This window comes from Pseudomonas sp. LFS044 (genome assembly GCF_047978245.1).
Lineage (GTDB): Bacteria > Pseudomonadota > Gammaproteobacteria > Pseudomonadales > Pseudomonadaceae > Aquipseudomonas.
Window position 1 is genome coordinate 1 of record NZ_JBFPFX010000044.1, and the last position, 25,867, is coordinate 25,867.

General features: G+C 62.4%; 22 protein-coding genes. 5 read left to right on the top strand and 17 right to left on the bottom strand.

Translation table 11 applies throughout. The features are described 5' to 3' along the window. Window positions 1-88: 88 nt before the first annotated feature. The 4 genes from ACNQPL_RS25490 to ACNQPL_RS25505 are packed head-to-tail and all read right to left on the bottom strand — an operon-like array spanning window position 89 to window position 3,530. A complete protein-coding gene (locus ACNQPL_RS25490; RefSeq protein WP_346612002.1) occupies window positions 89-1,246 on the bottom strand; it encodes an ABC transporter ATP-binding protein in 1,158 nt (385 codons plus the stop codon). Continuing rightward, entirely contained in the window at window positions 1,243-1,896 is a 654-nt protein-coding gene (locus ACNQPL_RS25495; protein ID WP_008090677.1) for an ABC transporter permease, read from the bottom strand. Before ACNQPL_RS25495 ends, ACNQPL_RS25490 begins: the two co-directional genes overlap by 4 nt. Further along, a complete protein-coding gene (locus tag ACNQPL_RS25500) occupies window positions 1,893-2,804 on the bottom strand; it encodes a glycine betaine ABC transporter substrate-binding protein (RefSeq protein ID WP_387524822.1) in 912 nt (303 codons plus the stop codon). Before ACNQPL_RS25500 ends, ACNQPL_RS25495 begins: the two co-directional genes overlap by 4 nt. Window positions 2,805-2,816: 12 nt before the next feature. Further along, complete coding sequence (locus ACNQPL_RS25505) at window positions 2,817-3,530, bottom strand: ABC transporter permease (RefSeq protein WP_387524825.1); 714 nt, start codon at window positions 3,528-3,530, stop codon at window positions 2,817-2,819. Window positions 3,531-4,006: 476 nt separating this feature from the next. Here ACNQPL_RS25505 and ACNQPL_RS25510 point away from each other — a divergent pair, with 476 nt between their 5' ends. Continuing rightward, window positions 4,007-5,590: a peptide chain release factor 3 gene (locus tag ACNQPL_RS25510; protein WP_346611999.1), complete on the top strand. Its 1,584-nt coding sequence runs from the start codon at window positions 4,007-4,009 to the stop codon at window positions 5,588-5,590. Window positions 5,591-5,743: 153 nt separating this feature from the next. Here the strand turns inward: ACNQPL_RS25510 and ACNQPL_RS25515 are convergent, their stop codons facing one another. The 4 genes from ACNQPL_RS25515 to ACNQPL_RS25530 form a co-directional block, all read right to left on the bottom strand. After that, window positions 5,744-6,823 (bottom strand): polyamine ABC transporter substrate-binding protein, encoded by a 1,080-nt coding sequence (locus ACNQPL_RS25515; RefSeq protein WP_346611998.1) that lies wholly within the window; start codon window positions 6,821-6,823, stop codon window positions 5,744-5,746. A gap of 52 nt (window positions 6,824-6,875) precedes the next feature. Continuing rightward, the gene (locus ACNQPL_RS25520) at window positions 6,876-7,217 is read right to left on the bottom strand and encodes a cupin domain-containing protein (protein WP_346611997.1); all 342 of its coding nucleotides are present in this window, start codon (window positions 7,215-7,217) and stop codon (window positions 6,876-6,878) included. Between the two features lie 32 nt (window positions 7,218-7,249). Beyond that, the gene (locus ACNQPL_RS25525; protein ID WP_416468255.1) at window positions 7,250-8,656 is read right to left on the bottom strand and encodes an NAD(P)/FAD-dependent oxidoreductase; all 1,407 of its coding nucleotides are present in this window, start codon (window positions 8,654-8,656) and stop codon (window positions 7,250-7,252) included. Window positions 8,657-8,721: 65 nt separating this feature from the next. Beyond that, window positions 8,722-9,522, bottom strand: a complete 801-nt coding sequence (locus tag ACNQPL_RS25530) for a nuclear transport factor 2 family protein (RefSeq protein WP_346611995.1) — start codon at window positions 9,520-9,522, stop codon at window positions 8,722-8,724. A gap of 239 nt (window positions 9,523-9,761) precedes the next feature. Here ACNQPL_RS25530 and ACNQPL_RS25535 point away from each other — a divergent pair, with 239 nt between their 5' ends. After that, complete coding sequence (locus ACNQPL_RS25535) at window positions 9,762-10,289, top strand: hypothetical protein (protein WP_416468257.1); 528 nt, start codon at window positions 9,762-9,764, stop codon at window positions 10,287-10,289. Window positions 10,290-11,141: 852 nt separating this feature from the next. Then, window positions 11,142-12,029: a hypothetical protein gene (locus ACNQPL_RS25540; protein ID WP_416468259.1), complete on the top strand. Its 888-nt coding sequence runs from the start codon at window positions 11,142-11,144 to the stop codon at window positions 12,027-12,029. A 189-nt stretch (window positions 12,030-12,218) separates the two neighbouring features. Here ACNQPL_RS25540 and ACNQPL_RS25545 read toward each other — a convergent pair whose 3' ends face one another. The 9 genes from ACNQPL_RS25545 to ACNQPL_RS25585 form a co-directional block, all read right to left on the bottom strand. Continuing rightward, on the bottom strand, window positions 12,219-13,187 hold the full coding sequence (locus ACNQPL_RS25545; RefSeq protein WP_416468261.1) for a peptide ABC transporter ATP-binding protein: 969 nt from the start codon (window positions 13,185-13,187) through the stop codon (window positions 12,219-12,221). Beyond that, window positions 13,187-14,155, bottom strand: a complete 969-nt coding sequence (locus ACNQPL_RS25550) for an ABC transporter ATP-binding protein (RefSeq protein ID WP_346611991.1) — start codon at window positions 14,153-14,155, stop codon at window positions 13,187-13,189. Before ACNQPL_RS25550 ends, ACNQPL_RS25545 begins: the two co-directional genes overlap by 1 nt. A gap of 10 nt (window positions 14,156-14,165) precedes the next feature. Then, window positions 14,166-15,092 (bottom strand): ABC transporter permease subunit, encoded by a 927-nt coding sequence (locus ACNQPL_RS25555; protein ID WP_346611990.1) that lies wholly within the window; start codon window positions 15,090-15,092, stop codon window positions 14,166-14,168. Between the two features lie 10 nt (window positions 15,093-15,102). After that, on the bottom strand, window positions 15,103-16,113 hold the full coding sequence (locus ACNQPL_RS25560; RefSeq protein ID WP_016485006.1) for an ABC transporter permease subunit: 1,011 nt from the start codon (window positions 16,111-16,113) through the stop codon (window positions 15,103-15,105). Between the two features lie 76 nt (window positions 16,114-16,189). Continuing rightward, the gene (locus ACNQPL_RS25565; RefSeq protein WP_416468264.1) at window positions 16,190-17,785 is read right to left on the bottom strand and encodes an ABC transporter substrate-binding protein; all 1,596 of its coding nucleotides are present in this window, start codon (window positions 17,783-17,785) and stop codon (window positions 16,190-16,192) included. Between the two features lie 73 nt (window positions 17,786-17,858). Continuing rightward, window positions 17,859-19,238: an OprD family porin gene (locus ACNQPL_RS25570; RefSeq protein WP_416468267.1), complete on the bottom strand. Its 1,380-nt coding sequence runs from the start codon at window positions 19,236-19,238 to the stop codon at window positions 17,859-17,861. 158 nt (window positions 19,239-19,396) lie between these two features. Next, window positions 19,397-20,989, bottom strand: a complete 1,593-nt coding sequence (locus tag ACNQPL_RS25575; protein WP_346611987.1) for an ABC transporter substrate-binding protein — start codon at window positions 20,987-20,989, stop codon at window positions 19,397-19,399. A 125-nt stretch (window positions 20,990-21,114) separates the two neighbouring features. Continuing rightward, window positions 21,115-22,740, bottom strand: coding sequence for an ABC transporter substrate-binding protein (locus tag ACNQPL_RS25580; RefSeq protein ID WP_416468270.1), 1,626 nt, complete (start codon window positions 22,738-22,740; stop codon window positions 21,115-21,117). A gap of 303 nt (window positions 22,741-23,043) precedes the next feature. Further along, window positions 23,044-23,760 (bottom strand): SIMPL domain-containing protein, encoded by a 717-nt coding sequence (locus ACNQPL_RS25585; protein WP_346611985.1) that lies wholly within the window; start codon window positions 23,758-23,760, stop codon window positions 23,044-23,046. Between the two features lie 202 nt (window positions 23,761-23,962). Between ACNQPL_RS25585 and ACNQPL_RS25590 the strand changes: the two genes are divergently transcribed. Both ACNQPL_RS25590 and ACNQPL_RS25595 read left to right on the top strand, forming a co-directional pair. Then, complete coding sequence (locus ACNQPL_RS25590) at window positions 23,963-25,219, top strand: ATP-binding protein (RefSeq protein ID WP_346611984.1); 1,257 nt, start codon at window positions 23,963-23,965, stop codon at window positions 25,217-25,219. Continuing rightward, on the top strand, window positions 25,219-25,779 hold the full coding sequence (locus tag ACNQPL_RS25595; protein WP_346611983.1) for a response regulator transcription factor: 561 nt from the start codon (window positions 25,219-25,221) through the stop codon (window positions 25,777-25,779). Before ACNQPL_RS25590 ends, ACNQPL_RS25595 begins: the two co-directional genes overlap by 1 nt. Window positions 25,780-25,867 lie beyond the last annotated feature (88 nt).

The window sequence follows — 25,867 nt, forward strand, 5'->3', positions numbered from 1 at the left end:
CCCACAGGGACCTCCACAGGCTCAAGCCCTGCGCAGTACCTGTGGGAGCCGGCTTGCCGGCGATTGGGGCGCAAAGCGCCCCCAAAGGTCAGGAAACTACCGCCTCAGCCGGTGAAACGATACTGGTCTTCGCCCCCCGCGATCTCCCCGAGCTCAGGTAAGCCGCAATCGACTCCTGCGTCACCTCGCCCAGGAACACCTGTTCGGCATCCAGCACCGGCAACCACGAACGGTTGAACTCGTACATCCGCGACAACAGGATGCGCAGATGCTCATCATGGGAGGCGGTGGCATTGAATTGGCGCAGGAAGTCACCGCACGTGCCTTGCTGGCGGTGCATGTCGCGCCGGCGTACATAGCCCAGTGCCTTGTTCTGCGCATCGGTCACCACCACATAGCGGCGGTCGTGCTCGTCCAGCAACTCCAGCGCATCGCTCACCGGGGTCTCCGGGCTCACCGACGGCGCGTTGTCCGCGGCATCCTCGGCACGCACCAGCAGCAAGCGTTTCAAGGTGCTGTCCTGGCCGACGAAGTTGCTCACGAAGTCATCCACCGGGTGCGCCAGCAGGGTGTCCGGGTGGTCCAGCTGCAGCAGCTTGCCGGCGCGGAAGATGGCGATCTTGTCGCCAAGCTTGATCGCTTCGTCGATGTCGTGGCTGACCATGATCACGGTCTTGTTCAGCGCCCGCTGCATCTCGAAGAACTCGTTCTGGATCATCTCGCGGTTGATCGGGTCGACCGCACCGAAGGGTTCGTCCATCAACAACACCGGAGCATCGGCCGCCAGCGCGCGGATCACGCCGATGCGCTGTTGCTGGCCACCGGACAGCTCACGTGGGTAGCGCTGCAGGTACTGTTTGGGCTCGAGCTTGATCATGCTCATCAGCTCGCGGGCGCGCTCGTGGCAACGCTGCTTGTCCCAGCCGAGCAGGCGCGGGACCACGGTGATGTTCTCTTCGATGGTCATGTTGGGGAACAGGCCGATTTGCTGGATGACGTAGCCGATGCGGCGGCGCAGGGTCACTTCATCCAGCCCGCTGGTGTCTTCACCGTTGATGAAGACCTGGCCGGAGGTCGGCGTGATCAGGCGGTTGATCATTTTCAGCGTGGTGCTCTTGCCGCAGCCAGAAGGGCCGAGGAACACGCAGATTTCGCCTTCGTTGACGGTCAGGCTGACCGAGTCGACGGCTTTTACGTCCTTGCCGTTGACGTTGAAGGTCTTGCTGAGGTTCTTGAGTTCGATCATGAGCGCAGTCCTTCTGGAGTCAGGGCACGTTGCAGGGTTTGCAGGAGCAGGTCGGCGATGATCGCCAGCAGGCTGACCAGCACGGCGCCGACCAGCAGCATCGACATGTCGCTGCGGCTGATGGAAGTGAGGATGAGTACGCCCAGGCCACCGGCACCGATGGTCGCGGCAATGGTCATGACGCCGATGTTCATCACTACGGCGGTGCGCACGCCAGCGAGGATCACCGGCACCGCGATGGGCAGCTCGACCATGCGCAGGCGCTGGCCGAAGGTCATGCCGATGCCGCGTGCGGCTTCACGGATGCCGGGCTCGACGTTGGTCAGGGCCAGGTACGTGTTGCGCAGGATCGGCAGCAGCGAATAAAGGAACACCGCCGTGATTGCAGGCAATGGCCCCAGCCCCTGGCCGAACTTGGAGTAGAACGGCAGCAGCAGCCCGAACAGGGCGATCGACGGGATGGTCAGCAGCACCGTGGCGCTGGCCTGCAGCGGCCCGGCCACGGCCGGGAAGCGGGTCATCAGAATGCCCAGCGGTACGCCAACGAGGATCGCCAGGCTGACGGCGATGCCGACCAGCATGATGTGCTGCCAGGTCAGTTGCAGCACTTGGGCCCAGTCGAGGTGGGCGAACGTGTCGAGCAGGCTCATGGCTGTACCTCCTTGAGGGGATGCTCTTTGAGGAACGCGGCGGCCACCGCCGTTGGGCTCTGGTGTTCCACATCGACCTTGGCATTGAGCTGGCGCATGGTCTCGTCATCGAGCTGCTCGGCCAATGGCTTGAGCAGGGCGACCAGTTGCGGGTTGGCGTCGAGCACTGCCTTGCGCACCACCGGGGCGGCGGTGTAGTCGGGGAAGTAGTGCTTGTCGTCCTCGAGCAGCTTGAGGTTGAAGGCGCTCAGGCGGCCATCAGTGGTGTAGACCAGGCCTGCAAACACCTGGTTGTTGTGCATGGCCGTGTAGACCAGGCCCGCGTCCATCTGGCGGATGTTGGCGCGGCCGACTTGCAGGTCGTACATCTCCTTCAGCCCGACCAGGCCGTCGGGGCGGTTGGCGAACTCGGTGTCCAGGGCCACCAGGTGATTACGCTTGCTCTCGTCGCGCAACACCTGGTTGAGGTCGCTGATCGAATTGATCTGCGGGTAGGCCTCGGCGACCTGCTTCGGCAGGCCGAGGGCATAGGTGTTGCTGAATTTCGACGGGGTCAGCCAGATAAGGTCTTTCTTTGCATCCAGCTCCTTGACCTTGGCGTAGGTGGCCTCGGCACTGGGCATACGCTCGTCGATGTGGTTATAGGACACCAGCGACACCCCGGTGTATTCCCACATCAGGTCGAGTTGGCCGGTTTCCTGGGCCTGGCGGGCGATGCTGCTGCCAAGGCCGGTGGTCACGCGCACGTCGAAGCCATTGGCGCGCAGGTATTGGGCGGTGATTTCGGCGAGCACGGTCTGTTCGGTGAACACCCGCGCGCCGATGCGTACCAGCGGTTTGTCCGCAGCCTGGGCAAATCCTGCGAACAGCAGGGCCGCGCCCAGCAGCAAGGCGATTCTCTTCTTCATACGTTCCCTCTTTTATTGGGCCAGGCCACGTTCCAGCCAGCGCTTGCTGGAGAAACTCACCGCGGCATCCAGCACCAGTGCCAGCAGCGCGGTACAGGCAGCGCCCAGCAGCAGCTGTGGCTGGTTGTTCAGGGCAATGCCGGGGAAGATCAGGCTGCCCAGGCTGTTGGCGCCGATCAGGAACGCCAGCGGCGCGGTACCGACATTGAGCGCCAGGGCCACGCGCACACCGCCGACGATGATCGGCACGGCATTGGGCAACTCCACTTGCCACAGTTGCTGGCGCGGGGTCATGCCAATGCCGGTGGCGGCTTCCTTGAGCGAGGCGGGGACGTTTTTCAGGCCTTCGTAGGTGTTGCGCACGATGGGCAGGAGGGAGGCGAGAAACAGCGCGAAGATCGCAGGCCCGGCGCCGATGCCCAGGATACTCAGGGCGATGGCCAGAACGGCCAAGGGGGGGATGGTGTTGCCAACGTTGAAGAACTGCATGAAGCGCTCGGCTTTGTCGACCCGGTGCGGTCGACTCAACGCAATGCCGGCGGGGATGCCCACGGCCAACGCCGCCGCCATCGAAGCCAGCACCAGGACCAGGTGCGCTTGCAGGTAGAACCCAAGATCGTCGCGGTAGCGCGCGATCGTGTCGATGCCGATCCAGTGGATCAGCAGGGCCAGGATGACGAGCACGGTGGCGCATCCCAACAGCCCTTTTCCGTAGCGTGTAGCCACAGGCGGACTCCTTGTGTTGTCGGCGAGCACACTCTTTTTTGGCCGGCCATACCTGGCAGCGAGTGGTGTGTTCGCGAGTAGCAGCGTGAAGCAACCGAGGGCTGCGATCAGGCCATGAGCCGAACCCCGTCGGGCCCGAAAAAGCTGATGAAACCAGTCCCTAACCGAAGCGGGTTGCAGGGGAGTGGACGTCTCCGAGGGCATAAAGGTTCCCATCTGGGGCGGCATTTGGCCAGTGTTAATCACTGGTTGGATAGAAATTTGGCGAGAGAAAACAGCGACTTAATGCGCTGAAGGCGTTGAAATAACTGGCCTGTGGCCATTTGTCCTGAAATAACGAGTTATTGAGGATTGGTGGAGTCGATCCGGGCCTCTGCGCGGACCAGTGAGGTTGCCGATGACTTGGGCTTTGGTCGAGTGCCTCACTTCAGGTATGATATCGCCCCTTTTTGAATCCCCCAGTCAGGCGATTTCCCATGACCAAACAGGCCGCCGAAGTCGCGAAGCGCCGCACTTTCGCAATTATTTCCCACCCCGACGCCGGTAAGACCACCATCACCGAGAAGCTCCTGCTGATGGGCAAGGCCATTGCCGTCGCCGGTACCGTGAAGTCGCGCAAGTCCGACCGCCACGCCACTTCCGACTGGATGGAAATGGAGAAGCAGCGCGGCATCTCCATCACCACCTCGGTGATGCAGTTCCCGTACCGCGAGCACATGATCAACCTGCTCGACACCCCCGGCCACGAAGACTTCTCGGAAGACACCTACCGCACCCTGACCGCAGTGGACTCGGCGCTGATGGTGCTCGACGGCGGTAAAGGTGTAGAGCCGCGGACCATCGCCCTGATGGATGTCTGCCGCCTGCGCGACACGCCCATCGTCAGCTTCATCAACAAACTCGACCGTGACATCCGCGACCCGATCGAACTGCTCGACGAAATCGAGGCGGTACTGAAGATCAAGGCCGCGCCGATCACCTGGCCGATCGGTTGCTACCGCGACTTCAAGGGCGTGTACCACCTGGCCGGTGACTACATCATCGTCTACACCCCGGGCCACGGCCACGAGCGTACCGAGGTCAAGATCATCGAGAAGCTCGACTCCGATGAAGCCCGTGCGCACCTGGGTGATGAATACGATCGCTTCATCGAGCAGCTCGAGCTGGTACAGGGTGCCTGCCATGAGTTCGACCAGGACGAGTTCATCAATGGCCAGCTGACGCCGGTGTTCTTCGGTACCGCCCTGGGCAACTTCGGTGTCGACCATGTGCTCGACGCTGTTGTCGACTGGGCCCCGCGGCCGCTGGCCCGTGTCGCCCATGAGCGTACCGTGGAGCCGGTGGAAGAGAAGTTCTCGGGCTTCGTGTTCAAGATCCAGGCGAACATGGACCCGAAACACCGCGACCGTATCGCCTTCATGCGCATCTGCTCGGGCAAGTACGAGAAGGGCATGAAGATGCGCCACGTGCGTACGGGCAAGGACCTGCGCATCGGTGACGCCCTGACGTTCTTCTCGTCCGAGCGTGAGCAGCTCGAAGAAGCCTACGCCGGCGACATCATCGGCCTGCACAACCACGGCACCATCCAGATCGGCGACACCTTCACCGAAGGCGAAGCGCTGGGCTTCACCGGTATTCCGCACTTCGCTCCGGAACTGTTCCGCCGCGTGCGCCTGAAAGACCCGCTCAAGTCCAAGCAACTGCGCCAGGGCCTGCAGCAGCTGGCCGAGGAGGGCGCCACTCAGGTGTTCTTCCCGGAGCGCAGCAACGACATCATCCTGGGTGCGGTCGGTGTGCTGCAGTTCGACGTGGTCGCCAGCCGCCTGAAGGAAGAGTACAAGGTGGAGTGTGCCTACGAGCCGATCACCGTCTGGTCGGCGCGCTGGATCAGCTGCGATGACAAGAAGAAGCTCGAGGAATTCCAGGTCAAGGCCATGGAAAACCTGGCCATCGACGGCGGCGGTCACCTGACCTACCTGGCCCCGACCCGGGTCAACCTGTCGCTGATGGAAGAGCGCTGGCCGGATGTGAAATTCCGCGCTACTCGCGAGCACCACTGATCCTCAGACGCCAGATCAGGCAGTTGTGTTGTCTGATCTGGCCTCATCGCCGGCAAGCCAGCTCCCACAAGGATAAGCACAGCCCTGCAGGCTTGTGCAGTTCCTGTGGGGGCTGGCTTGCCAGCGATGAGGCCAGTGAAAACTACACGGGGCTCAGTTCCCGGCTTTGATACTGGTCCAGATCCGGGTGCGAATGCGGTCGATCTTGGCCGGCATCGCCTCCAGCGCATACAACTTGCCCATCACCTCGTCACTGGGGTAGATCATCGTATTGCCCTTCATCGCCGGGTCCACCAGGCTGTCAGCCTTGAGGTTGCCGTTGGCGTACTGCACATGGTTGCTGATGTTGGCCATCACCTCCGGCTGCAGCAGGTAGTTCATGTAGGCATACCCCGCCTTCTCATCCGGCGCATCGGCCGGCATGGCAACCATGTCGAACCACATCGGCGCCCCTTCCTTGGGAATCGAGTATCCCACCTTCACGCCGTTCTTCGCTTCGTCGGCGCGGTTTTTCGCCTGCAGCACGTCACCCGAGAAACCGACCACCACGCAGATATCGCCATTGGCCAGGTCACCCGTGTACTTGGATGAATGGAAGTAGCTGATGTACGGCCGCACCTTCATCAGCAAATCCTTGGCCTTCTGGTAATCCTTCGGGTCCTGGCTGTGATGCGGCAAGCCCAGGTAATGCAGGGCGATCGGCAGCAGCTCGGGGCCGTTGTCCAACACCGCTACGCCACAGCTTTTCAGCTTGCTCATGTACTCCGGCTTGAAGATCAGGTCCCACGAGCCCACCGGCGCGTTGTCGCCCAGCACCGCCTTGACCTTGTCAATGTTGTAGCCGATGCCGGTGCTGCCCCACAGGTAAGGGAAACCGTACTGGTTGCCCGGGTCGTTCACTTCCAGCGCCTTGAGCAGCACCGGGTTGAGGTTGTGCCAGTTGGGCAGCTGCGATTTGTCCAGGCGCTTCAACGCCTTGCCCTGGACCTGCCGGGCCATGAAGTGGTTGGAGGGGAACACCACGTCGTAGCCGGAGTTGCCGGTCATCAGCTTGCCGTCGAGGGTTTCGTTGCTGTCGTACACGTCGTAGGTCGGCACGATGCCGGTGGCTTGCTGGAAGTTCTTCAGGGTGTCGGGGGCGACGTAGCTGGACCAGTTGTAGATTTTCACCGTGTCGGTGGCGCTGGCCACGCTGGCAGCCAGCATCAGGGGTGCGAGAAGGAAGGTGCGCATGTCGGGTTTACCTTGCTTTGTCTGTTGTTATCGAAGGCAGGCGATCAGCGGATCAGAAAATCAGCACGTAAGTCTTGCGCACGGTCTCCTGGATGTCCCAGATACCCATGCTGTTGGCCGGTAGCATCAATGCGTCTCCGGCTTCTATGTAGAGGGGCTCGCCGCCGTCGGGGGTGAAGGTGCAGCGGCCCTTGATGATGTGGCAGAACTCCTGTTGCACGATCTGCCGCCGCCAGCGCCCGGGTGTGCATTCCCAGATGCCGGTCTCGACGCCATCGCTGCGCTCCACGCAGGTGACCGACGCCACTGCAACGGGCTCGCCGAGGGGGACTGCGACTGGGTTGGAGCTTTCCAGCACGGCGCTGTCTGTGTGTTTGAACTGGGTGATGCTCATGACCGGTGGATCCTGTGTAGGTGAAAGGGAAGTCAGTGCATGAAGCCTTCCATGAAGTCTGCGAGGGAACTGGCCAGGCGCCGCCTCCACGGCGCGCTGGCGGGGTTGGCGAGGGTCCGGTCCTCGTGGACGAAGCTCTGGATGATCGCGTTGTAGCCGAGCCAGCGGCAGGGTTCGGGTGGCCAGGCGGCGAGGCTCGACACGGGGCGGTTGTCGAGCACCCAGGGTTGTGCCGTCAGTTCGTTGTGCTGGCCCAGAATCAGCGCGGCCAGGGTGCGCCCACCGAGGTTGGTGGCGCCGACCCCTTCGCCGCCGTAGCCACCGGCCAGGGCAATACCGCGCTGGCGGTCGCACAGCATATGCGGGCGGAAGCGCCGCGCCATGCCCAGGTTGCCGCCCCAGGAATGGGTGATGCGCACATGCTTGAGCTGCGGGAACAGCTCGCCGAACAAGTAGCGGCGCAGTTCGACTTCGGCCTCGGTGAGGGTGAAGTCCTCGCGCAGGCGGCCACCGAAGCGGTAGCCGCCGCGGGCGCCGAACACCAGGCGGTTGTCGGCGGTGCGTTGGCCGTAGGTGACCTGGCGGCTGCTTTCACTGAAGGCCTGGCCATGGGCAAGGCCGATCTGCTCCCAGGCCGATTCGGGTAGCGGTTCGGTCGCCACCAGCAAGCTCTGCACCGGCAGCTGATGCTTGCCCAGCGGCGGCAGGCTGGCGGCGTAGCCCTCGACGGCAGGCACCATCCACTGGCAGCGCACGCGCGCCAGCGGCGCACGTACTTCACCGGGTTGCCAGTCGACGGCGGGGGTGTTCTCGTAGATCGGCACACCCAGCGCCTCCACCGCTCGGGCCAGGCCACGCACCAGCTTGGCCGGCTGGATGGTCGCGGTGTGCGGGCTGTAGATCGCGCCGTAGGCGTTACTCACGCGCAACTGCCCATCCAGCTGATCGGGGCGCAGCCAGCGGTAGTCATCCTCGGTCATGCCTTGGCGGTACAGGTCGTCGAGGTAGGCGCGCAGGCTGCGCTCCTGTTCCGGGTAGCGGGCGGCGCAGTACAGCACGCCGCCTTTGCGGTAGTCGCAGTCGATGGCTTCACGTTGCAGCACGGCGTGCACTTCATCGGGGATGCCGTGCAGCAGGTCGATGCTGGCGCGGCGTTGCTGCGGCGACAGGGTGGCGAGCAGGCGGTCCTCGCCGAGCAGGTTGCCCATCAGCCAACCGCCGTTGCGCCCAGAAGCACCGAAGCCTGCGATGTTGGCCTCGATCACTGCAATGTTCAGGTGAGGGGCCTGGCGCTTGAGGTAATACGCCGTCCACAGGCCGGTGTAGCCCGCGCCGATGATGCAGACGTCGACCTCAAGGTCTTCGCGCAGCGCCGGGCGGGCACACAGCGGCTCGTCGAGCTGGTCCATCCACAGGCTGAGTGTGCGCAGGGGTTGCATCGGGTTCGGCTCCACATTCCGTCAAGGTCTGTGGGCGATGCTAGTGGCGTTGGGGGAGGGCTGTCCTACGTGCGTGCACGCAGGGAAATTTGCTTGAGGTAGGCCTTGGGCGTGAGCCCTGTGTGTTGGCGAAAGCACTTGTAGAACGCCGACAGGGAATTGAAGCCGGCGCTGAAGGCCAGGTCGTCGATCGTCGCTTCCACGCTGTCATCGTTCAGGCTGGCCATCAGGTGCTGCAGACGGGCCTGGTTGACGTAGCGGTAGAAGCTTTGCCCGAGCACCTGGTTGAGCAGGTAGGAGATCTGGTTACGGCTGTAGCCACTGGCGTCGGCGACCTGCTGCAGGTCCAGCTCCGGGTCGAGGTAGGGCCGCTGGCGCTGAAAGTAGTGCTCCAGGTCCTGGGCCATGGTCGACAGCTGCCGCGGCGACAGGCCCAGGCGGCTGGTGGCCGGGCGTGGGCCGCTGCTGGCCAGGCCCTGGCTGTTCTGGCGGACCAGCGTGGCGTATTCGTTGACCCGCCAGATCAGCCCGTCCTTGACCGTGATCGCCTCGCTCGATTGGAACGCCACCAAGCCCTCACCACCCTGCACCGTGACCTGGTACTGAATGAACGCCGTGCAGCCGTCGACCCGGATGCGGTCGCTGTGGACGATATCCTCGCCGGCCTCGTGTGGCAGGCAGGCGCGCACATAGTCGCGCAGCGCTTGGTAGCCGAGCACGCGGTTCTGGAAGAAATCGTGGTACTGGACGTCGGGGTGATAGAGCGCGATCACGCCGTCGAGGTCGCGGTGCTTCCAGCACAGGTGGTAGCGCAGCACGGTCTCTCTGGTGGCTGCCGTGTGTTCGGGACCGTCAGGTTGAAGCATGGTGGAAGTGTCGGCATTTGCAGTGGGATAGCAGCAGACTGCATGAATTGGAATAACAATTCAAGCGATCGGATATAGCGAAATGTCGGGGCTTGCATTGTGATGGAATTATTTACGGGTGCTTAAAGCAATGGCCGAACTTTAGTTTGCTCTTGCACGCAGGTTCAGGGCTGGCGGTGCTGGCCATGAGCGACTGCGTTGTTATGAATCTAAATGACTAAAGTGCAGAGGCGGTCGATATGTTTGAAGACAGTGAATGGGAAGAAGGCGAGTGGGAAATGCTTAACCCGAATGGTGACTGGGTAATTATGTCGCAGGATTTTGATCCCGATGCACCAGAGTATGCAGCGTTAAAATCAGGGGGTGGGTTTCGCAGGAAGAAGCGGATAAAGCCGGGCCGTATCGGAGGGAGCATCAGGGGGCGTCGACTTAAAGGTGTGGTTTCGGAAGCTGGCGAGGCATTTTTGGAACACTTCATCGCGCCTGTTGCTGTCCAGATAGTTGTCGATGAAATTCAGGGGAATGTATTCCAACACCCTAAAGACAGCCAACAGAACTCGGATGGGACATTTATATACATAGATGGATCAATCGCAACGGACACGGAAATAAAACACCCCGATGGCAGTGTTTCGACGCCGGATGGGAACGTGAAGTATGAGAACGGTGCATCCTATAACCGGGCGAGCAGGATCGTGACGCTGCCAGACGGCGCAGAAGTGCAAGGGGAATTTGATGAAGATGGCAAAGTGGTCGTCACGCTTTGAGAGGGCTGAACAGCCAGCGACGGGGCCAATCCTAACTTCAGGAGTCGAACGCTATGGTGGATGAATTATCAACTGATCCGGGGTGGGAAGTGCAAGACACCGATGGAAATTGGCAACCTGTGGAACCGGGGTTCGATACCACAGGCCTTGAGCCCTTCGAAGAGGGGCTGTGGAGATTTCCAGAGGAAGCACTCGTTGACCGTCCTAAAAGAAACGTTTTAGTGCGATTGATATTCAGGAGAGGTGTTGACGCGCTCTTCGAGCCTAGAAAGGGGCGCTCATCCTCTGTTGATTGGGGGGAGAGGGTGCTGGACGACCAAGTGCCCGGCACCGAGATCTACCTCGATGCTGGGGGTGAGTACGTTTTTCGTCATGTGGGTGCCAATCATTTTTATATGGAAGGGACTGCCACCTATGAGGATGGATCGATAGGCAAGCGGAGCACACTGACCCACCCTGATGGTCGTGTCTTTCACGCGAGTGGGCACACCGTGTATCCGGACGGTCGGTCACTGGACCGGCGTACAGGGATGCTGACAGCGTTAGGGGGCGATCACCAGCAACTCGAAAGGGGCGCGGATGGAGGCTGGGACGTGCCCGTGTCTACATAGGTTTGCCGTTACCCTCCTGGGGCGGCCTTGTCTTGAGGCCGCTTTGCGGCCAATAACCCGCACGCATTGCATAAACCCTGAGGCGCTAACCGCGATCCGGGTTTTTTGCACGATCAAAAATTAGCGAATGAAGCTAACACCTTGAATTTGCAGGGAGTCATTTTTTGACACATGTGGCACAGCGTCTGCAGCGGTAGTAGCGCGACTAGGACCTGTTGCTCACAACAAAGGCGAACACATCATGATCCCCTCTGCCGATTATCCGTATGCCGATACCCAGTCACGCTCAGGCGTGTCATGGGCCGCGATCTTTGCCGGTGCCGCTGCTGCGGCGTCTCTTTCACTCATCCTCGTGGTGCTCGGTGCGGGTCTGGGCTTTGCCGCCACCTCGCCTTGGGCCAATGAAGGCGCGAGCGCCAAGGCGTTGGGCATCTCAACGATCATCTGGCTGTTGCTGACCCAGATTCTCGCTTCCGGCCTTGGTGGCTACATTGCCGGCCGGTTGCGGGTTAAATGGGCCAACCTGCATGGTGACGAAGTGTATTTCCGCGATACAGCCCATGGCTTCCTCTCCTGGGCAGTGGCCACCTTGGTGGCCGCGATGTTGATCGTGGGTACAGTCGGTGGCCTGGCCGGTGCAGGCGTGCAGGCGGGTGCAACCGCCGTGGGGGCAGCTGCAAGCGTGGCACCCAAGCCTGACCCGAACGGGTATTTCGTCGATAGCCTGTTCCGCAGTGACGGCCCGGCCCCGGTCAGCGATGACGCCGCCAACGGCGTTGCGGCGCGGATCATCGCCAGGTCGATCACCGAAGGCACCCTTGCCGAAGGCGATCGCACTTACCTCGCGCAACTGGTGGCGCAACGTACACGGCTGAGCCAGGCCGAGGCCGAGGCGCGCGTCGACCAGGTGTTCGCTCAGGTTGAACAAGCCAAAGTGCAGGCGAAACAAGCTGCGGATACCGCTGCCAAGGTAGCGGCATGGACCGCGCTGTGGACCTTTGTTGCGCTGTTGTGTGGTGCGTTCTTTGCCAGCCTTGCGGCGCTGTACGGTGGCCGTCAGCGTGATCATGTGCAATGGCTGGAAGGGGATGAAATGGGTTACACCGCGCGTCGAACCGTTCAACGTTAAGTAAGGAGAAACAACATGCGCTCATTACTGCTGTGGATGCTTGGGGTACCGATTCCGGTGATCATCCTGATTGCGATATTCATGCATTGAATTGCTTGGGGCCGCTTTGCGGCCCATCGCGGGCAAGCCCGCTCCTACAGGCGCTGAACGTGTAGGAGCGGGCTTGCCCGCGATGAATTTCACACCGGTCTAGAGAAACTGCTCCGCATAATGGCAGGCAACTTGCCGGGTGCCGACCGGCCTGAACGCCGGCACTTCAACGCCACAGCGCTCCGTCGCATACGGGCACCGCTTGTGAAACGCACACCCATCCGGCGGGTTCAGCGGGTTGGGCAATTCCCCCACAATGCGAATTTTCGGCTTCAACGGGTCCGGGTGAATCGCCGGTGTCGCCGACAGCAATGCCTGGGTATACGGATGCAGCGGCTTCTCGTAGATATCCGCCTTCGGCCCCATCTCCGCTGGCCGGCCCAGGTACATCACCAACACCTGATCCGCCACATGCCGCACTACGGCCAGGTTGTGCGAAATGAACACATACGCCGTGTTGAATTCCTTCTGCAGGTCCATGAACAGGTTCAGTACCTGCGCCTGGATCGACACGTCCAGCGCGGAAGTCGGCTCGTCAGCCACCAGTACTTTCGGTTGCAGCATCATCGCCCGGGCCAAGGCGATACGCTGGCGCTGGCCGCCCGAGAACATGTGCGGGTAACGCTGGTAGTGCTCCGGGCGCAGGCCGACTTGTTCCATCATCTTCTGCACTTTCTCGCGCCGCTCGGCCTTGCTCAGCGACGTGTTGATCAGCAGCGGCTCGGCCAATTGGTCGCCGATTTTCTGCCGGGGGTTGAGCGAGGCATAGGGGCTCTGGAACACCATCTGCACATCGCGACGCAACTGCTTGCGCTCGCTTTTGCTGGCGCCCGTCACTTCGGTGCCGTCGATCTGCAACGAGCCTGAGGACGGCTCTTCGATCAAGGTCAGGGCGCGTGCCAATGTCGATTTGCCACAGCCGGATTCGCCAACGACAGCCAGGGTCTTGCCGGCCTCCAGTTCGAACGACACACCATTGAGCGCGCGCACCAGGGCGTGGCCCTTGAACAGCCCGCGGGAGACTTCGTAATGCCGGGTCAGCTCCCGGGCGGTAAGTACGACGGCCATCACGCCACCTCCTGGTTCAGCGGGTAGAAGCAACGCACCAGGCTATGAGCCTGAGGGGCGAGGGGCGGGCGCTGGCGCCGGCAGTTGTCCTGCACATAGGGGCAGCGTGGCGACAGCAGGCAGCCGGCGGGTCGGTCGTAGCGGCCGGGCACGATGCCGGGCAGGGTCGCCAGGCGTTCGGCACCAATGCTGTGTTCGGGGATCGCTGCCAGCAGCGCCTCGCTGTAAGGGTGTGCCGGCACGTCGAACAGCTCCGGCACCTGGCCCACTTCCACCGCTTGGCCGGCGTACATCACGCAGACCCGCTTGGCGGTTTCGGCGACCACGGCAAGGTCGTGGGTGATCAGGATGAGCGCCATGTTGCGCTCCTTCTGCAGGTTGACCAGCAGCTCCATGATCTGCGCCTGGATGGTCACGTCGAGGGCCGTGGTCGGCTCGTCGGCGATCAGTAGCTTAGGCTCGCCGGCAATTGCCATGGCGATCGCCACGCGCTGGCTCATACCGCCGGACAACTGGTGCGGGTAGGCGTCCAGGCGGCTTTCGGCAGCCGGGATCTCGACTTTTTTCAGCAGCTCCAGCGCCCGCTGGCGCGCCGCCTTGCCTTTGAGGCCCAGGTGCTGGCGCAGCACTTCTTCTATCTGGAAGCCCACGGTGTAGCTGGGGTTCAGCGCGGTCATCGGGTCCTGGAAGACCATGGCGATGTCCTTGCCCACCACCTTGCGGCGCTGGCGGCCGCTGAGCTTGAGCATGTCGGTGCCGTCGAAGGTGAGCGTATCGGCGGTGATGCGCCCGGGCGCATCGATCAGGCCCATCAGGGCCATCATGGTCACCGATTTGCCCGAGCCGGACTCGCCGACGATGGCCAGGATCTCGCCAGCGTCCACCGCCAGGTCCAGGCCGTCCACCACCGGTACTGCGTTGGCGTCGCCGAAGCGCACGTTCAGGTTGTTGATCTGCAACAGTGACATGGCGCTCTCCTCAGGCGGCGTTCTTGAGTTTCGGGTCCAGCGCATCGCGCAGGCCGTCGCCCATCAGGTTGATGGCCAGCACACTGAGCAGTATGGTCAGGCCGGGCAGGCTCACCACCCACCAGGCGCGCTCGATGTAGTCGCGGGCCGAGGCCAGCATGGTCCCCCATTCAGGCGTCGGCGGTTGCACGCCCAAGCCCAGGAAGCCCAGTGCAGCAGCGTCGAGGATGGCCGAGGAGAAGCTCAGGGTTGCCTGCACGATCAGCGGCGCCATGCAGTTGGGCAGCACGGTGACGAACATCAGCCGTGGCAGCCCGGCACCGGCCAGGCGTGCGGCGGTGACGTAGTCGCGGTTGAGTTCGCCCATCACCGCGGCGCGGGTCAGGCGCACATACGAGGGCAAGGAGACGATGGCGATGGCGATCACTGTGTTGATCAGGCCTGGGCCGAGAATGGCGACGATCGCCACGGCCAGCAGCAGCGAGGGCAGCGCCAGCATCACGTCCATCAGGCGCATGATCGATGGGCCGATGAAGTTCGGGAAGAAGCCGGCCAAAAGGCCCAGCAGAATGCCCGGGATCAGCGACATCACCACCGACGACAGGCCGATCAGCAGCGACAGCCGCGCACCCTGGATCAGCCGCGAGAGCAGGTCGCGGCCGAGCTCGTCGGTGCCGAGGATGAATTGCCAGGTACCGCCTTCGAGCCACACCGGCGGCGTCAGCAGGAAGTCGCGGTACTGCTCGCTCGGGTTGTGCGGTGCGACCCATGGCGCGAACAGCGCGCAGAACACCACCAGGCACATGAACGCCAGGCCCATCACGGCACCCTTGTTTTGCGCGAAGGCGTGCCAGAATTCTTTGTACGGCGAGGGGTAGAGCAAGCTTTGGTCCACCGGGCTGGCCGGTGTGACGGGTTTCGGAATCGGGCTAGTCATGGCGAAGGCCTCAGCGCTGATGACGGATGCGTGGGTTGGCCAGGCCGTAGAGGATGTCCACGACGAAGTTGACCAGAATCACCAGGCAGGCGATCAACAGGATGCCGTTCTGGACCACGGGGTAGTCACGGGCACCGATGGCTTCGATCAGCCACTTGCCGATGCCCGGCCAGGAAAAGATGGTTTCGGTGAGCACCGCACCGGCCAGCAGCGTGCCGACCTGCAGGCCGAATACAGTCAGCACCGGGATCAGCGCATTGCGCAGGCCGTGCACGAACACCACGCGGGCCGGCGACAGGCCTTTGGCGCGGGCGGTGCGGATGTAGTCTTCGCGCAGCACTTCGAGCATCGACGAGCGGGTCATGCGGGCGATCACCGCCAGCGGGATGGTGCCGAGCACGATGGCCGGCAGGATCAGGTGCATCACGGCATCCTTGAACGCACCTTCCTCGTCGCTGAGCAGGGTGTCGATCAGCATGAAGCCGGTTTTCGGCTCGATGTCATACAGCAGGTCGATACGCCCGGACACCGGCGTCCAGCCCAGGCTTACCGAGAAGAACATGATCAGGATCAGGCCCCACCAGAAGATCGGCATCGAGTAGCCGGCCAGGGATATGCCCATGACCCCATGGTCGAACAGCGAACCGCGCTTGAGCGCCGCGATCACCCCGGCCAGCAGCCCGACGATGCCGGCGAACAACAGCGCGGCGAAGGCCAGTTCCAGCGTGGCGGGGAACAGGGTGAGGAACTCGGTCCACACGCTTTCGCGAGTGCGCAGCGACTCGCCCAGGTCACCCTGGGCCAGCTTGCCGACGTAGTCCAGGTACTGGACCGGCAGCGGCTTGTTCAGGCCCAGGCGCTCCATGGCCTGGGCGTGCATTTCGGGGTCGACCCTGCGCTCGCCCATCATCACTTCCACCGGGTCGCCGGGGATCAGGCGTATGAGCGCGAAGGTCAGCAAGGTGATGCCGAAAAAAGTCGGAATCAGCAGGCCCAGGCGCCGGGCAATAAAACTCAACATTGTCGGGGTTACCTCATCAGCCGTTGTACGGCGGTGCCGCCGGTGCCCGTGTGGGTTGCCGGCGATCGTTGTTGTTCTACTTCACCTTGGTGGTGGCGAAGTTGTTGTTGGTCAGAGGGTTGATCACGTAACCCTCCACGTTGTCACGCATGGCAGTGAACATCTTCGGATGCGCCATGCTGATCCAGGGCTGGTCGTCATCGTACACCTTCAAGGCCTCGGCATAGAGCCTGGCACGCTCGTCGTTGTCGATCACTTCGCGGGCGCGGGTGATCAGTTCCTGGAATTTCGAGTTACACCAGCGCGCGTAGTTCTCGCCGGTTTTTGCAGCGTCGCAGCTGAGCAGGGGGCTGAGGAAATTGTCCGGGTCGCCGTTGTCGCCGGCCCAGCCCGTGGACACCAGGTCGGCCTCGCCTTTTTTGGCGCGGCGCAGCATCTCGGCCCATTCCATCACCCGGATATCCAGCTTGAGGCCGATCTTGGCGAGGTCCGCCTGCAGCATCTCGGCAGACAGCCGCGGGTTGGGGTTGGTCGGGCCGCCGCCGTTGCGGGTGAACAGGGTAATCACCGTGCCTTCCGGCACACCGGCCTGCTTGAGCAGTTCACGGGCTTTGGCCAGGTCGCGTGGCGGGTTCTGGTTGTCGTTGTTGTAGCCGATCATGGTCGGCGGGTAGGGGTTGACCCCGACCAGCGCGTTGCCCTTGCCGAACAGCTGATCGACGTGGGTCTGGCGGTCGAAAGCCATGTTGATGGCTTTGCGCACGCGCACGTCGCTGAGGTACTTGTGTTCCGTGTTCATGGCGATATAGCCGGTGACCAGGGCTTCGATCTCGGCGACCTTCAGCCTGGAGTCGGCCTTGATCGAGGGCACGTCATCCGGCTTGGGGTACAACGCGACCTGGCACTCGTTGGCGCGCAGCTTCTGCAGGCGTACGTTGCCGTCGGTGGCGATGGCGAACACCAGGGTGTCGGCCGGTGGCTTGCCGCGGAAGTACTCCGGGTTGGCCTTGAAGCGCACCTGGGCGTCCTTGTTGTAACGCTGGAAGATGAACGCGCCAGTGCCAATCGGCTTGCTGTTGAGGTCGCCGGTTTTGCCGGCCTTGAGCAATTGGTCGGCGTACTCGGCGGAGTAGATCGACGTGAACGCCATGGCCATGTCACGCAGGAACGGCGCTTCCGGGCGGGCAAGGGTGATGACCACGGTGTAGTCGTCGGTTTTTTCCACCGACTTGAGCAGGTCCTTGAAGGCCATGCTCTCGAAATACGGGTAGCCGACGCTGGTCTTGTCGTGCCACGGGTGGTTCGGGTCGAGCTGGCGGCGCAGGCTCCACAGCACGTCGTCGGCGTTGAAGTCGCGGGTCGGCGTGAAGTAGTCGGTGGTGTGGAACTTCACCCCTTGGCGCAGGTGGAAGGTGTAGGTCAGGCCATCGGCGGAGATGTCCCAGCGCTCGGCCAGGGCGGGTTCGATATCGGTAGTGCCGGGCCTGAAATCGACCAGGCGGTTGAATACCGTTTCGGCTGAGGCGTCGGCGGTGACCGCCGTGGTGTACTGGACGATGTCGAAGCCTTCCGGGCTGGCTTCGGTGCACACCACCAGCGGCTTGGCCGCCAGGTTGCCGGCGGCGCCGAGGATGACCGCTGCCAGGGCAGCGCGCAGGGGTAGCAATGTCATGTGAACTCCTTGCTCGCATTGATTCCAGCGTAGACGCCACGGCCCATGCGTAGGTGAACCGTGGCGTCAGCGGTCAGAGAATGTTGAATGGAATGGTGGTGACGATGCGCAGCTCGTCCAGGCTGCCATCGGCCTGCGCCTTGCTGGCACGGTGCGCGGTGTAGGTGGCGCGGATGCTGGTGTCTTTCAGCGCGCCGCTCTGCACTGCGTAGCTGGTGCCGATGCCCCACTCGTAGTGGGTTTCGCCGTCCATGCCGGTGACGTCATAGGCAGTGCCCCGGTAATGGGTGCCGTCGATGCCCCAGCCGCGTGCGTTGTACAGGTTGAACTTGAGGCCCGGCACACCGTACGGGGCCATGTTCAGCACGTAGGAAATCTGCAGGGATTTCTCGTTCGGGCCGTTGAAGTCCGAGAGCAGCGAGTTGGCCAGGTAGATGCCGTTGGTTTCGTGCAGGTAGTCGAAGTATTCGTTGCCGTTGACCTGCTGCCAGGACGCGCTGAGGGTATGGGCCTGATGGGTGAGGCCGAGCGACAGGCTGTAGGTGTCGTTGTCGATCTCGCCCATCTTCTTGCTGCCTTCGTCCACGGTCTTGTAGTAGTTCAGGCCGGTGGTCAGGCTCAGCACCGCGCTGTCGCCCAGCACGTGGTTGGCGCCGAAGTAGTACTGGTTCCAGAAGTCGTCGACCTTGGTGGCGTACAGGCTGGTGGTCAGGCTCTTGAGCGGCTGGTAGTTGACCCCGGTGGTGCTGGCGCGGTCGGTCTCGACGCCGGCGGCGCCGTACTCGCTGCGGAACTTGCTGAGGCTCTGTTCGGTACGTGGTGACACACGGTCGAAGGTGCCCAGGTCGAACGACAGGTTGTCGAACTCGGCGCTGTGCAGAAATGCGCCCTGGAAGCTCGAAGGCAACGCGCGGTTGCCGATGTAGGCGATCATCGGTGTGTCCACCGACTGGCGGCCGACGGTCAAGGTGGTGTTGGACACGCGCGCCTTGACGTTGGCCAGGCCCATCTTGCTCCACTGGCCGACGGGGTCGCCGTCACTGTGGGTCAGGGTGCGGTTGTTGGGGCCGGCGATGGCAGCGCGGCCCTGCTCCAGGGCAATGGCGTTGTAGCCGGCAGCTTCGACCGCAAAGCCCACGGTGCCCTGGGTGAAGCCCGAGCTGTAGTTGAGGATGGTGCCTTGCAACCAGTTGTCGCGGCTGTGGGTGTCGTGGCGGCGACCGTCACTTTTGTAGTACTTCCACAGCGGGGCGCGGGTGGCGCGTTCGCGGGCGTACCAGTTGCGGGTGCTGCCGGACAGGCTCTGGCCGTCGATGAAGCCTTTTGCTTCGTCCTGTTCGCTGGTGCCTTTGATGCTGAACGGGACGTAGTCCTGGCTTTGGGTTTCGGCCTGGGCCATGGCGCAGCATGCGCCCATGGATAAGGCCAGCGCGGTGAGGGTGAATGGTCTCAAGGTTAAAGCTCCCTTTCTGTTCTTTTAGTTATTACCTAGCCTTGTGGGCCGGTTTTTTTCGCGGTGTTGCCAGGGTTGCCAGGGTTGCCCGGGATTGCCGGGCAAAATCGGGGGAGTTGTGTTGGCGTGCCGGCGATAGGGCCAGCACCGGCTAGCGCTCAATCAACACTCACACCAGAAAAGTCATTGCGGCCAAAGGGGCTTACCTTGAAATCGGCCACCTTGATGCTGATCGGCTGGTTCACAGTTGAATGCGCCACCGGCGTGATCGGCACCTGCTGCTTGAGGCGCTGCTGGGCCTGCTGGTACAGCACGGTGCGCTGCTCGCGGTCGGTGACCTGTTTGGCCTGCTTGACCAGGCTGTCGTACTGCGGGTCGCACCACAGCGAATAGTTGTTGCTGCCAATGGCATCGCAGTTGTAGAGGGTGCCAAGCCAGTTGTCCGGGTCACCGTTGTCACCGGTCCAGCCGATCAGGGCGATATCGTGCTCGCCACTTTTCATGCGCTTGAGGTACTCGCCCCATTCGTAACTGACGATGCGCACCTTGAAGCCGAGCTTGTTCCAGTCGGCCTGGAGCATCTCGGCCATGAGCTTGGCGTTGGGGTTGTACGGGCGCTGCACGGGCATGGCCCACAGCGTGACCTCGGTGCCTTCCTTGACGCCGGCCTGCTTGAGCAGCTGCCTGGCTTTTTCCGGGTCGAAGGGCGCGTCCTTGAGGCTGTTGTCGTAGGACCACTGGGTCGGCGGCATGGCGTTCACGGCCAGCTGGCCGGAGTCCTGATAAACCGCCTGCAGAATCGCCTGTTTGTTCACCGCCATGTCCATGGCCTGGCGCACCTCCAGACGGTCGAACGGAGGGTGCTGGGTGTTGTAGGCGATGTAGCCGAGGTTGAAGCCCGGCTGCTGCAGCACCTGCAATTTGCTGTCAGCCGTGAGCGCCGGCAGGTCGGCCGGGCGCGGGTGCAAGGTCACCTGGCATTCGTTGCGGCGCAGCTTCTGGATGCGCACCGAAGGGTCGGTGTTGATCGAGAACACCAGGTTGTCGATCTTCACTTCATCCGGCGCCCAATACTCCTTGTTGCCCTTGAAGCGGATCTGCGAATCCTTCTGGTAACGCTGGAACACGAACGGGCCGGTGCCGATGGGTTGCTGGTTGATGTCGCTGGGGCGGCCGCTGGCCATCAATTGCTCGGCATATTCCGCCGACAGTATCGATGCGAAGCTCATCGCCAGGTTCTGAATGAACGCGGCATCGACTGTGTTCAGGCTGAACACGACAGTTAGCGGGCCGGTCTTTTCGACCCGGGCGATGTTCTTGTCCAGGCCCATGCTGACGAAGTAGGGGAACTCGGTGGGGTAGGCCTGGCGGAACGGGTGGCCCTTGTCGAGCATGCGGTTGAAGGTGAACAGCACGTCGTCGGCGTTGAAGTCGCGGGTGGGGGTGAAGGCCTTGTTGGCGTGAAATTTCACGCCCTCGCGCAAGTGGAAGGTGTAACGCAGGCCGTCGCCGGAAACCTCCCATTTGCTCGCCAGTGCGGGGTGCACCGCTGTGCCGCCGCGTTCGAACTCCACCAGGCGGTTGTAGAGCGGTTCGGCCGCATCATTGTCGGTGGCGCTGGTGTATTGGGCGGTGTCGAACCCGGCCGGGCTGCCCTCGGAGCAGAACACCAGGTTCTTGGCGTGGGCGGCGCCGGCTGGGGCCAGCAGGCCCAGGGCGAGCACGCTGCAAAACAGTTTTGTATGGCGCATGGCAAATCCTTTTCCATCTGTTGCACTGCTTCGGGATACGAATTGCGGCAACAGGCACCCCAACCCCGGCGCGGTAGCGTCGGGGGCGGGTTTGGTTTACGGGAGGGGCGGAGGGTGGCCCGGGGCTATTTTTCTACGCTGACGCCGTAGAAGGCGTTCAGCGCAAACGGGCTGATCTTGAAGTCCTTCACCTTGGCGCTCATCGGCTGGTAGACCGTGGAGTGGGCGATCGGGGTAATCGGCACCTGCTCCTTGAGGATGTGCTGCGCCTTTTGGTAAAGCTCGGTGCGCTTGGCCTGGTCCGAGGTAGCTTTGGCCTGCTTGATCAGGTCGTCGTAGGGCTTGTAGCACCACTTGGAGAAGTTGTTGCCGTCGATGGCGTCGCAGCCATACAGGGTGCCCAGCCAGTTGTCCGGGTCACCGTTGTCACCGCTCCAGCCGATCAGCATGGCGCCCTGTTCGCCGCCTTTGGAGCGTTTGATGTACTCGCCCCATTCGTAACTGACGATCTTCGCCTTGATGCCGATCTTGGCCCAGTCGGACTGCAGCATCTCTGCCATCAGCTTGGCATTGGGGTTATACGGGCGTTGCACCGGCATGGCCCACAGGGTGATCTCGGTGCCCTCCTTGACGCCGGCTTGCTTGAGCAGTTGCTTGGCCTTTTCCGGGTCGTACGGCACGTCCTTGATGCTGGTGTCGTAGGACCACTGGGTCGGGGGCATGCCATTGACGGCGAGCTGGCCGGCGCCCTGGTAGACCGATTCGATGATCTTCTGCTTGTCTACGGCCATGTCCAGTGCCTGGCGCACTTCGAGTTTGGCCATGGGGTTGGGCTCGTTGCTGCCCTTGATCTTGTCCATCACGTTGTAGGCGATGTAGCCGAGGTTGAAACCGGCCTGTTGCGGCATCTGCAGGTTCTTGTCGGCCTTTAGCGGCTCGATGTCGGCCGGGCGCGGGAACAGGGTGACCTGGCATTCGTTCTTCTTCAGCTTCTGCATGCGCACCGAGGCGTCGGTGGTGATGGCGAAGATCAGGTTGTCGATCTTCACGTCCTCGGGTTTCCAGTAGTCCTTGTTACCCTTGAAGCGGATCTGCGCGTCCTTCTGGTATTTGCTGAACACGAATGGGCCAGTGCCGATCGGCTTCTGGTTGATGTCGGCGGCCTTGCCATCCTTGAGCAACTGGTCGGCGTACTCGGCCGACTGCACGGAGGCAAAGCTCATGGCCAGGTTCTGGATGAACGCGGCGTCTACTTCGTTGAGGGAGAACTTGACGGTGTGTGCGTCTACTTTCTCCACCTTGGCGATGTTCTTGTCCATGCCCATGTCGGTGAAGTAGGGGAATTCGGTGGGGTAGGCCTTACGGAACGGGTGGTTCTTGTCGAGCATGCGGTTGAAGGTGAACAGCACGTCGTCGGCGTTGAATTCGCGGCTTGGCTTGAAGTAGTCGGTGGTGTGGAACTTGACGCCTTCACGCAGGTGGAAGGTGTAGGTTTTGCCGTCGTCGGACACATCCCATTGGGTCGCCAAGCCCGGGATGACGGCGGTGCCGCCCCGTTCGAACTGGGTCAGGCGGTTGAACACGGTCTCGGCCGAGGCGTCGAAGTCGGTTCCGGTGGTGTATTGCCCCGGGTCGAAACCGGCCGGGCTGCCTTCGGAGCAGAACACCAGGTTGGACGCGGCGTGGGCAAGCGGGGCGCCGCTCAGCAAGCCTGCGCCGAGCAGAAACGGAATGACTGCGTGTTTGAGCATGGTGGCCTCATTGTTGTCATTTTTCTGGTTTGAGGTGGCCTCGTGAGCCGACCTGCGGATACTTATGCAGGGGATGTACCCAATGCAACACTCCGAAGGATAGTTGGCGTCAGAAAAGTAGTACGGGCGTACATGGATGTCGCATCCATGTAACTTTCTCGGAAGTTAAACGTTTGCGAGGGCAAAATGATGGCTTTTTGCAGAATATTTCGGGGAGGGATATACGTAGGATGCGCGTTGTTGGTGCGTAGGAAATGTCTGAAATTTGCTGAAAGGGGCGCTTGGCGCCCCTGATGAACAGGCTTAGGGCATCTGGACTTCGATCAGCCCATCGGCATTCATGCTGACTTCGCTGGTGCCTGCTTCGATATCCGGAGCCGGTGCGGCTTCATCCGCGCCCATGGCCTTCATCGCCATGGGGGCGCTGCGCAGGTAAGGGCGTGGGTAGCCGCTGCTGTTGAGGTTCAGGCTGACCACCTTGTAGCCCTTGCCACCTAGCGCTTCGGTCGCCAGCTGGGCACGTGCCTTGAAGGCGTTGACTGCATCCTTGAGCAGCTCGTCCTCGCTGGTTTTGCGAGTAGCCGGGGCGATGGAGAAGTCCATGCCGCCCATTTTCAGGTCCTGCAGCAGGTCGGCGCTGAGCTGCGACAGGGCCGGGAAGTCGGCGCTTTCCAGGCGCAGTTCGGCACGTTCGCGCCAACCGGTGATCTTCTGGCCCTTGCTGTCGTACACCGGGTAGCTGTTACGGCTGCCCTGGCTGATCTTCACGTCCTTTACCTGGCGGGCCTGTTGCACGGCTTTGTTCATGGTTTCGGTGATCTGTTTGGCGAGCTTGCCCGGGTCGGTGTTCTGCGCTTCGCTATACAGGGTCACGACCATCAGGTCGCGCGGCACTTCCTTGCTGACTTCGGCACGCAGCGATACCTGGTTGTAGCGCGGCTCATCAGCCGCCAGCGCCGGCAGGCTGGCGAGCAGGCCGCAGGAGAGGATCAGGGCAGCGCCGCGACGAGGGATATGCATGTGGTACTCCTTGGCAATAAAAGGCGTGGGTTCAGGGCGTCCATCCCACGCATGGCCCTTAAGACCGGGAACAGTGTACTGGGTTCAAAAGTGCCATCATGAACCTGTGACAAAGTGTGGCGCTTTGCCGCATCGCTGCAGCTGGCCGCCCGGCTTCGGTATACTCCAGCCGATTTTCCTGGAGCACTCATCAGGAGAGCTCATGCTCGCCGCCGCACAACCGCTGTCCGCTACACGCCAGAACCTCTGGCGCCTGACTGTCATTCGGGTTCTGGTCCTGGCCGCCCAGGCCGGCTCCGTGGGCGTTGCCTACTGGACCGAACTGCTGCCGCTGCCATGGTTTTCGTTGGCCGCGACCCTGGCCCTTTCATCTTTGCTGTGCGCGTTCACCGCCTTGCGCTTGCGCCTGTCGCTGCCGGTCACCGAGCTTGAATATGCGCTGCAGCTGGCCTGCGACCTGCTGATCCACAGCGCCCTGCTGTATTACTCGGGCGGCTCGACCAACCCATTCGTTTCCTACTACCTGGTGCCGCTGGCCATCGCCGCAGTCACCTTGCCCTGGCTTTACTCGCTGATTCTGTCGGGTATCGCGCTGACCGCCTACAGCATGCTGCTGGTGCAGTTCTACCCGCTCGAAGGGTTGCCGATGGCGCGGGACAAGATGCAGGTCTACGGCATGTGGCTGAGCATCGCACTGGCCGCTGCAGTCATTACCTTCTTCGCCGCGCGCATGGCCGAAGAGCTGCGCCGCCAGGAGCAACTGCGCTCCGAACGCCGTGAAGAGAGCCTGCGCGATGAACAGCTGCTGGCCGTCGCCACCCAGGCGGCAGGTGCTGCACACGAGCTGGGCACGCCGCTGGCGACCATGAGCGTGCTGCTTAACGAAATGCGCCAGGACCACAAGGATCCGCTGTTGCAGGAAGACCTGCAGATCCTTCAGGATCAGGTCAAACTGTGCAAAGAGACGCTGCAGCAACTGGTCCGCGCCGCCGAAGCCAACCGCCGGCTGGCCGTGGTCGAGCAGGACGTCACCGAATGGCTCGATGAAGCCCTCAACCGTTGGCACCTGATGCGCCCGGAAGCCAGCTACCGCTTCCAGCGCTTGCGCGACGGCCAGGTGCCGCGCCTGACGCCGCCCCCGGACCTGACCCAGGCGCTGCTGAACCTGCTGAACAATGCCGCCGATGCCTGCCCCGATGACCTGGAAGTGCACCTGGACTGGGACGCCCAGGACATCGTCATCAGCATCCGCGACCATGGCCCCGGCGTGCCGCCGGCCATTGCCGAAGCCATCGGCAAACCCTTCATTACCACCAAGGGCAAAGGCTTCGGCCTGGGCCTGTTCCTGAGCAAAGCCAGCGTGACCCGTGCGGGCGGCTCGGTGAAACTCTATAGTCATGAGCAGGGTGGCACCCTCACCGAACTGCGCCTGCCCCATGGCACGCGAGGAGATGAATGATGAGCGAAGAAAACCAGGTCGAAAGCGAAGAGCTGCCGCACCTGCTGCTGGTGGATGACGATGCCACCTTCACCCGGGTCATGGCTCGCGCCATGAGCCGTCGGGGCTTTCGCGTAAGCACTGCGAGCTCCGCTGAAGAAGGCTTGGTCCTGGCCCAGAACGACCTGCCGGACTACGCCACGCTGGACCTGAAGATGGAAGGCGACTCCGGCCTGGTGCTGCTGCCCAAGTTGCTGGAGCTGGACCCAGAGATGCGCGTGGTGATCCTGACCGGTTACTCGAGCATTGCCACCGCGGTGGAGGCGGTCAAGCGCGGTGCCTGCAACTACCTGTGCAAGCCTGCCGATGCCGACGATGTGCTGGCGGCGCTGCTCTCGGAGCACACCGACCTGGACACCTTGGTGCCGGAAAACCCGATGTCGGTGGACCGCCTGCAGTGGGAGCACATCCAGCGCGTACTGGGTGAGCACGAAGGCAACATCTCCGCCACCGCGCGGGCGCTGGGCATGCACCGGCGCACGTTGCAGCGCAAGCTGCAGAAGCGCCCCGTCCGGCGCTGAACTTATTCTGGCAGTACCGGCCCTATCGCCGGCAAGCCGGCTCCCACAGGTGCTCCACAGTCATCAGGTTTAGTGGGGTACCTGTGGG

Bases quoted from the DNA above. Each gene is read 5' to 3' on its own strand.
- ACNQPL_RS25590 (WP_346611984.1), top strand. From the start codon at position 23,963: ATGCTCGCCGCCGCACAACCGCTGTCCGCTACACGCCAGAACCTCTGG.
- ACNQPL_RS25545 (WP_416468261.1), bottom strand. From the start codon at position 13,187: ATGGCCGTCGTACTTACCGCCCGGGAGCTGACCCGGCATTACGAAGTC.
- ACNQPL_RS25550 (WP_346611991.1), bottom strand. From the start codon at position 14,155: ATGTCACTGTTGCAGATCAACAACCTGAACGTGCGCTTCGGCGACGCC.
- ACNQPL_RS25565 (WP_416468264.1), bottom strand. From the start codon at position 17,785: ATGACATTGCTACCCCTGCGCGCTGCCCTGGCAGCGGTCATCCTCGGC.
- ACNQPL_RS25585 (WP_346611985.1), bottom strand. From the start codon at position 23,760: ATGCATATCCCTCGTCGCGGCGCTGCCCTGATCCTCTCCTGCGGCCTG.
- ACNQPL_RS25495 (WP_008090677.1), bottom strand. From the start codon at position 1,896: ATGAGCCTGCTCGACACGTTCGCCCACCTCGACTGGGCCCAAGTGCTG.
- ACNQPL_RS25515 (WP_346611998.1), bottom strand. From the start codon at position 6,823: ATGCGCACCTTCCTTCTCGCACCCCTGATGCTGGCTGCCAGCGTGGCC.
- ACNQPL_RS25560 (WP_016485006.1), bottom strand. From the start codon at position 16,113: ATGTTGAGTTTTATTGCCCGGCGCCTGGGCCTGCTGATTCCGACTTTT.
- ACNQPL_RS25535 (WP_416468257.1), top strand. From the start codon at position 9,762: ATGTTTGAAGACAGTGAATGGGAAGAAGGCGAGTGGGAAATGCTTAAC.
- ACNQPL_RS25540 (WP_416468259.1), top strand. From the start codon at position 11,142: ATGATCCCCTCTGCCGATTATCCGTATGCCGATACCCAGTCACGCTCA.
- ACNQPL_RS25525 (WP_416468255.1), bottom strand. From the start codon at position 8,656: ATGCAACCCCTGCGCACACTCAGCCTGTGGATGGACCAGCTCGACGAG.
- ACNQPL_RS25555 (WP_346611990.1), bottom strand. From the start codon at position 15,092: ATGACTAGCCCGATTCCGAAACCCGTCACACCGGCCAGCCCGGTGGAC.
- ACNQPL_RS25490 (WP_346612002.1), bottom strand. From the start codon at position 1,246: ATGATCGAACTCAAGAACCTCAGCAAGACCTTCAACGTCAACGGCAAG.
- ACNQPL_RS25510 (WP_346611999.1), top strand. From the start codon at position 4,007: ATGACCAAACAGGCCGCCGAAGTCGCGAAGCGCCGCACTTTCGCAATT.
- ACNQPL_RS25595 (WP_346611983.1), top strand. From the start codon at position 25,219: ATGAGCGAAGAAAACCAGGTCGAAAGCGAAGAGCTGCCGCACCTGCTG.
- ACNQPL_RS25520 (WP_346611997.1), bottom strand. From the start codon at position 7,217: ATGAGCATCACCCAGTTCAAACACACAGACAGCGCCGTGCTGGAAAGC.
- ACNQPL_RS25575 (WP_346611987.1), bottom strand. From the start codon at position 20,989: ATGCGCCATACAAAACTGTTTTGCAGCGTGCTCGCCCTGGGCCTGCTG.
- ACNQPL_RS25500 (WP_387524822.1), bottom strand. From the start codon at position 2,804: ATGAAGAAGAGAATCGCCTTGCTGCTGGGCGCGGCCCTGCTGTTCGCA.
- ACNQPL_RS25580 (WP_416468270.1), bottom strand. From the start codon at position 22,740: ATGCTCAAACACGCAGTCATTCCGTTTCTGCTCGGCGCAGGCTTGCTG.
- ACNQPL_RS25530 (WP_346611995.1), bottom strand. From the start codon at position 9,522: ATGCTTCAACCTGACGGTCCCGAACACACGGCAGCCACCAGAGAGACC.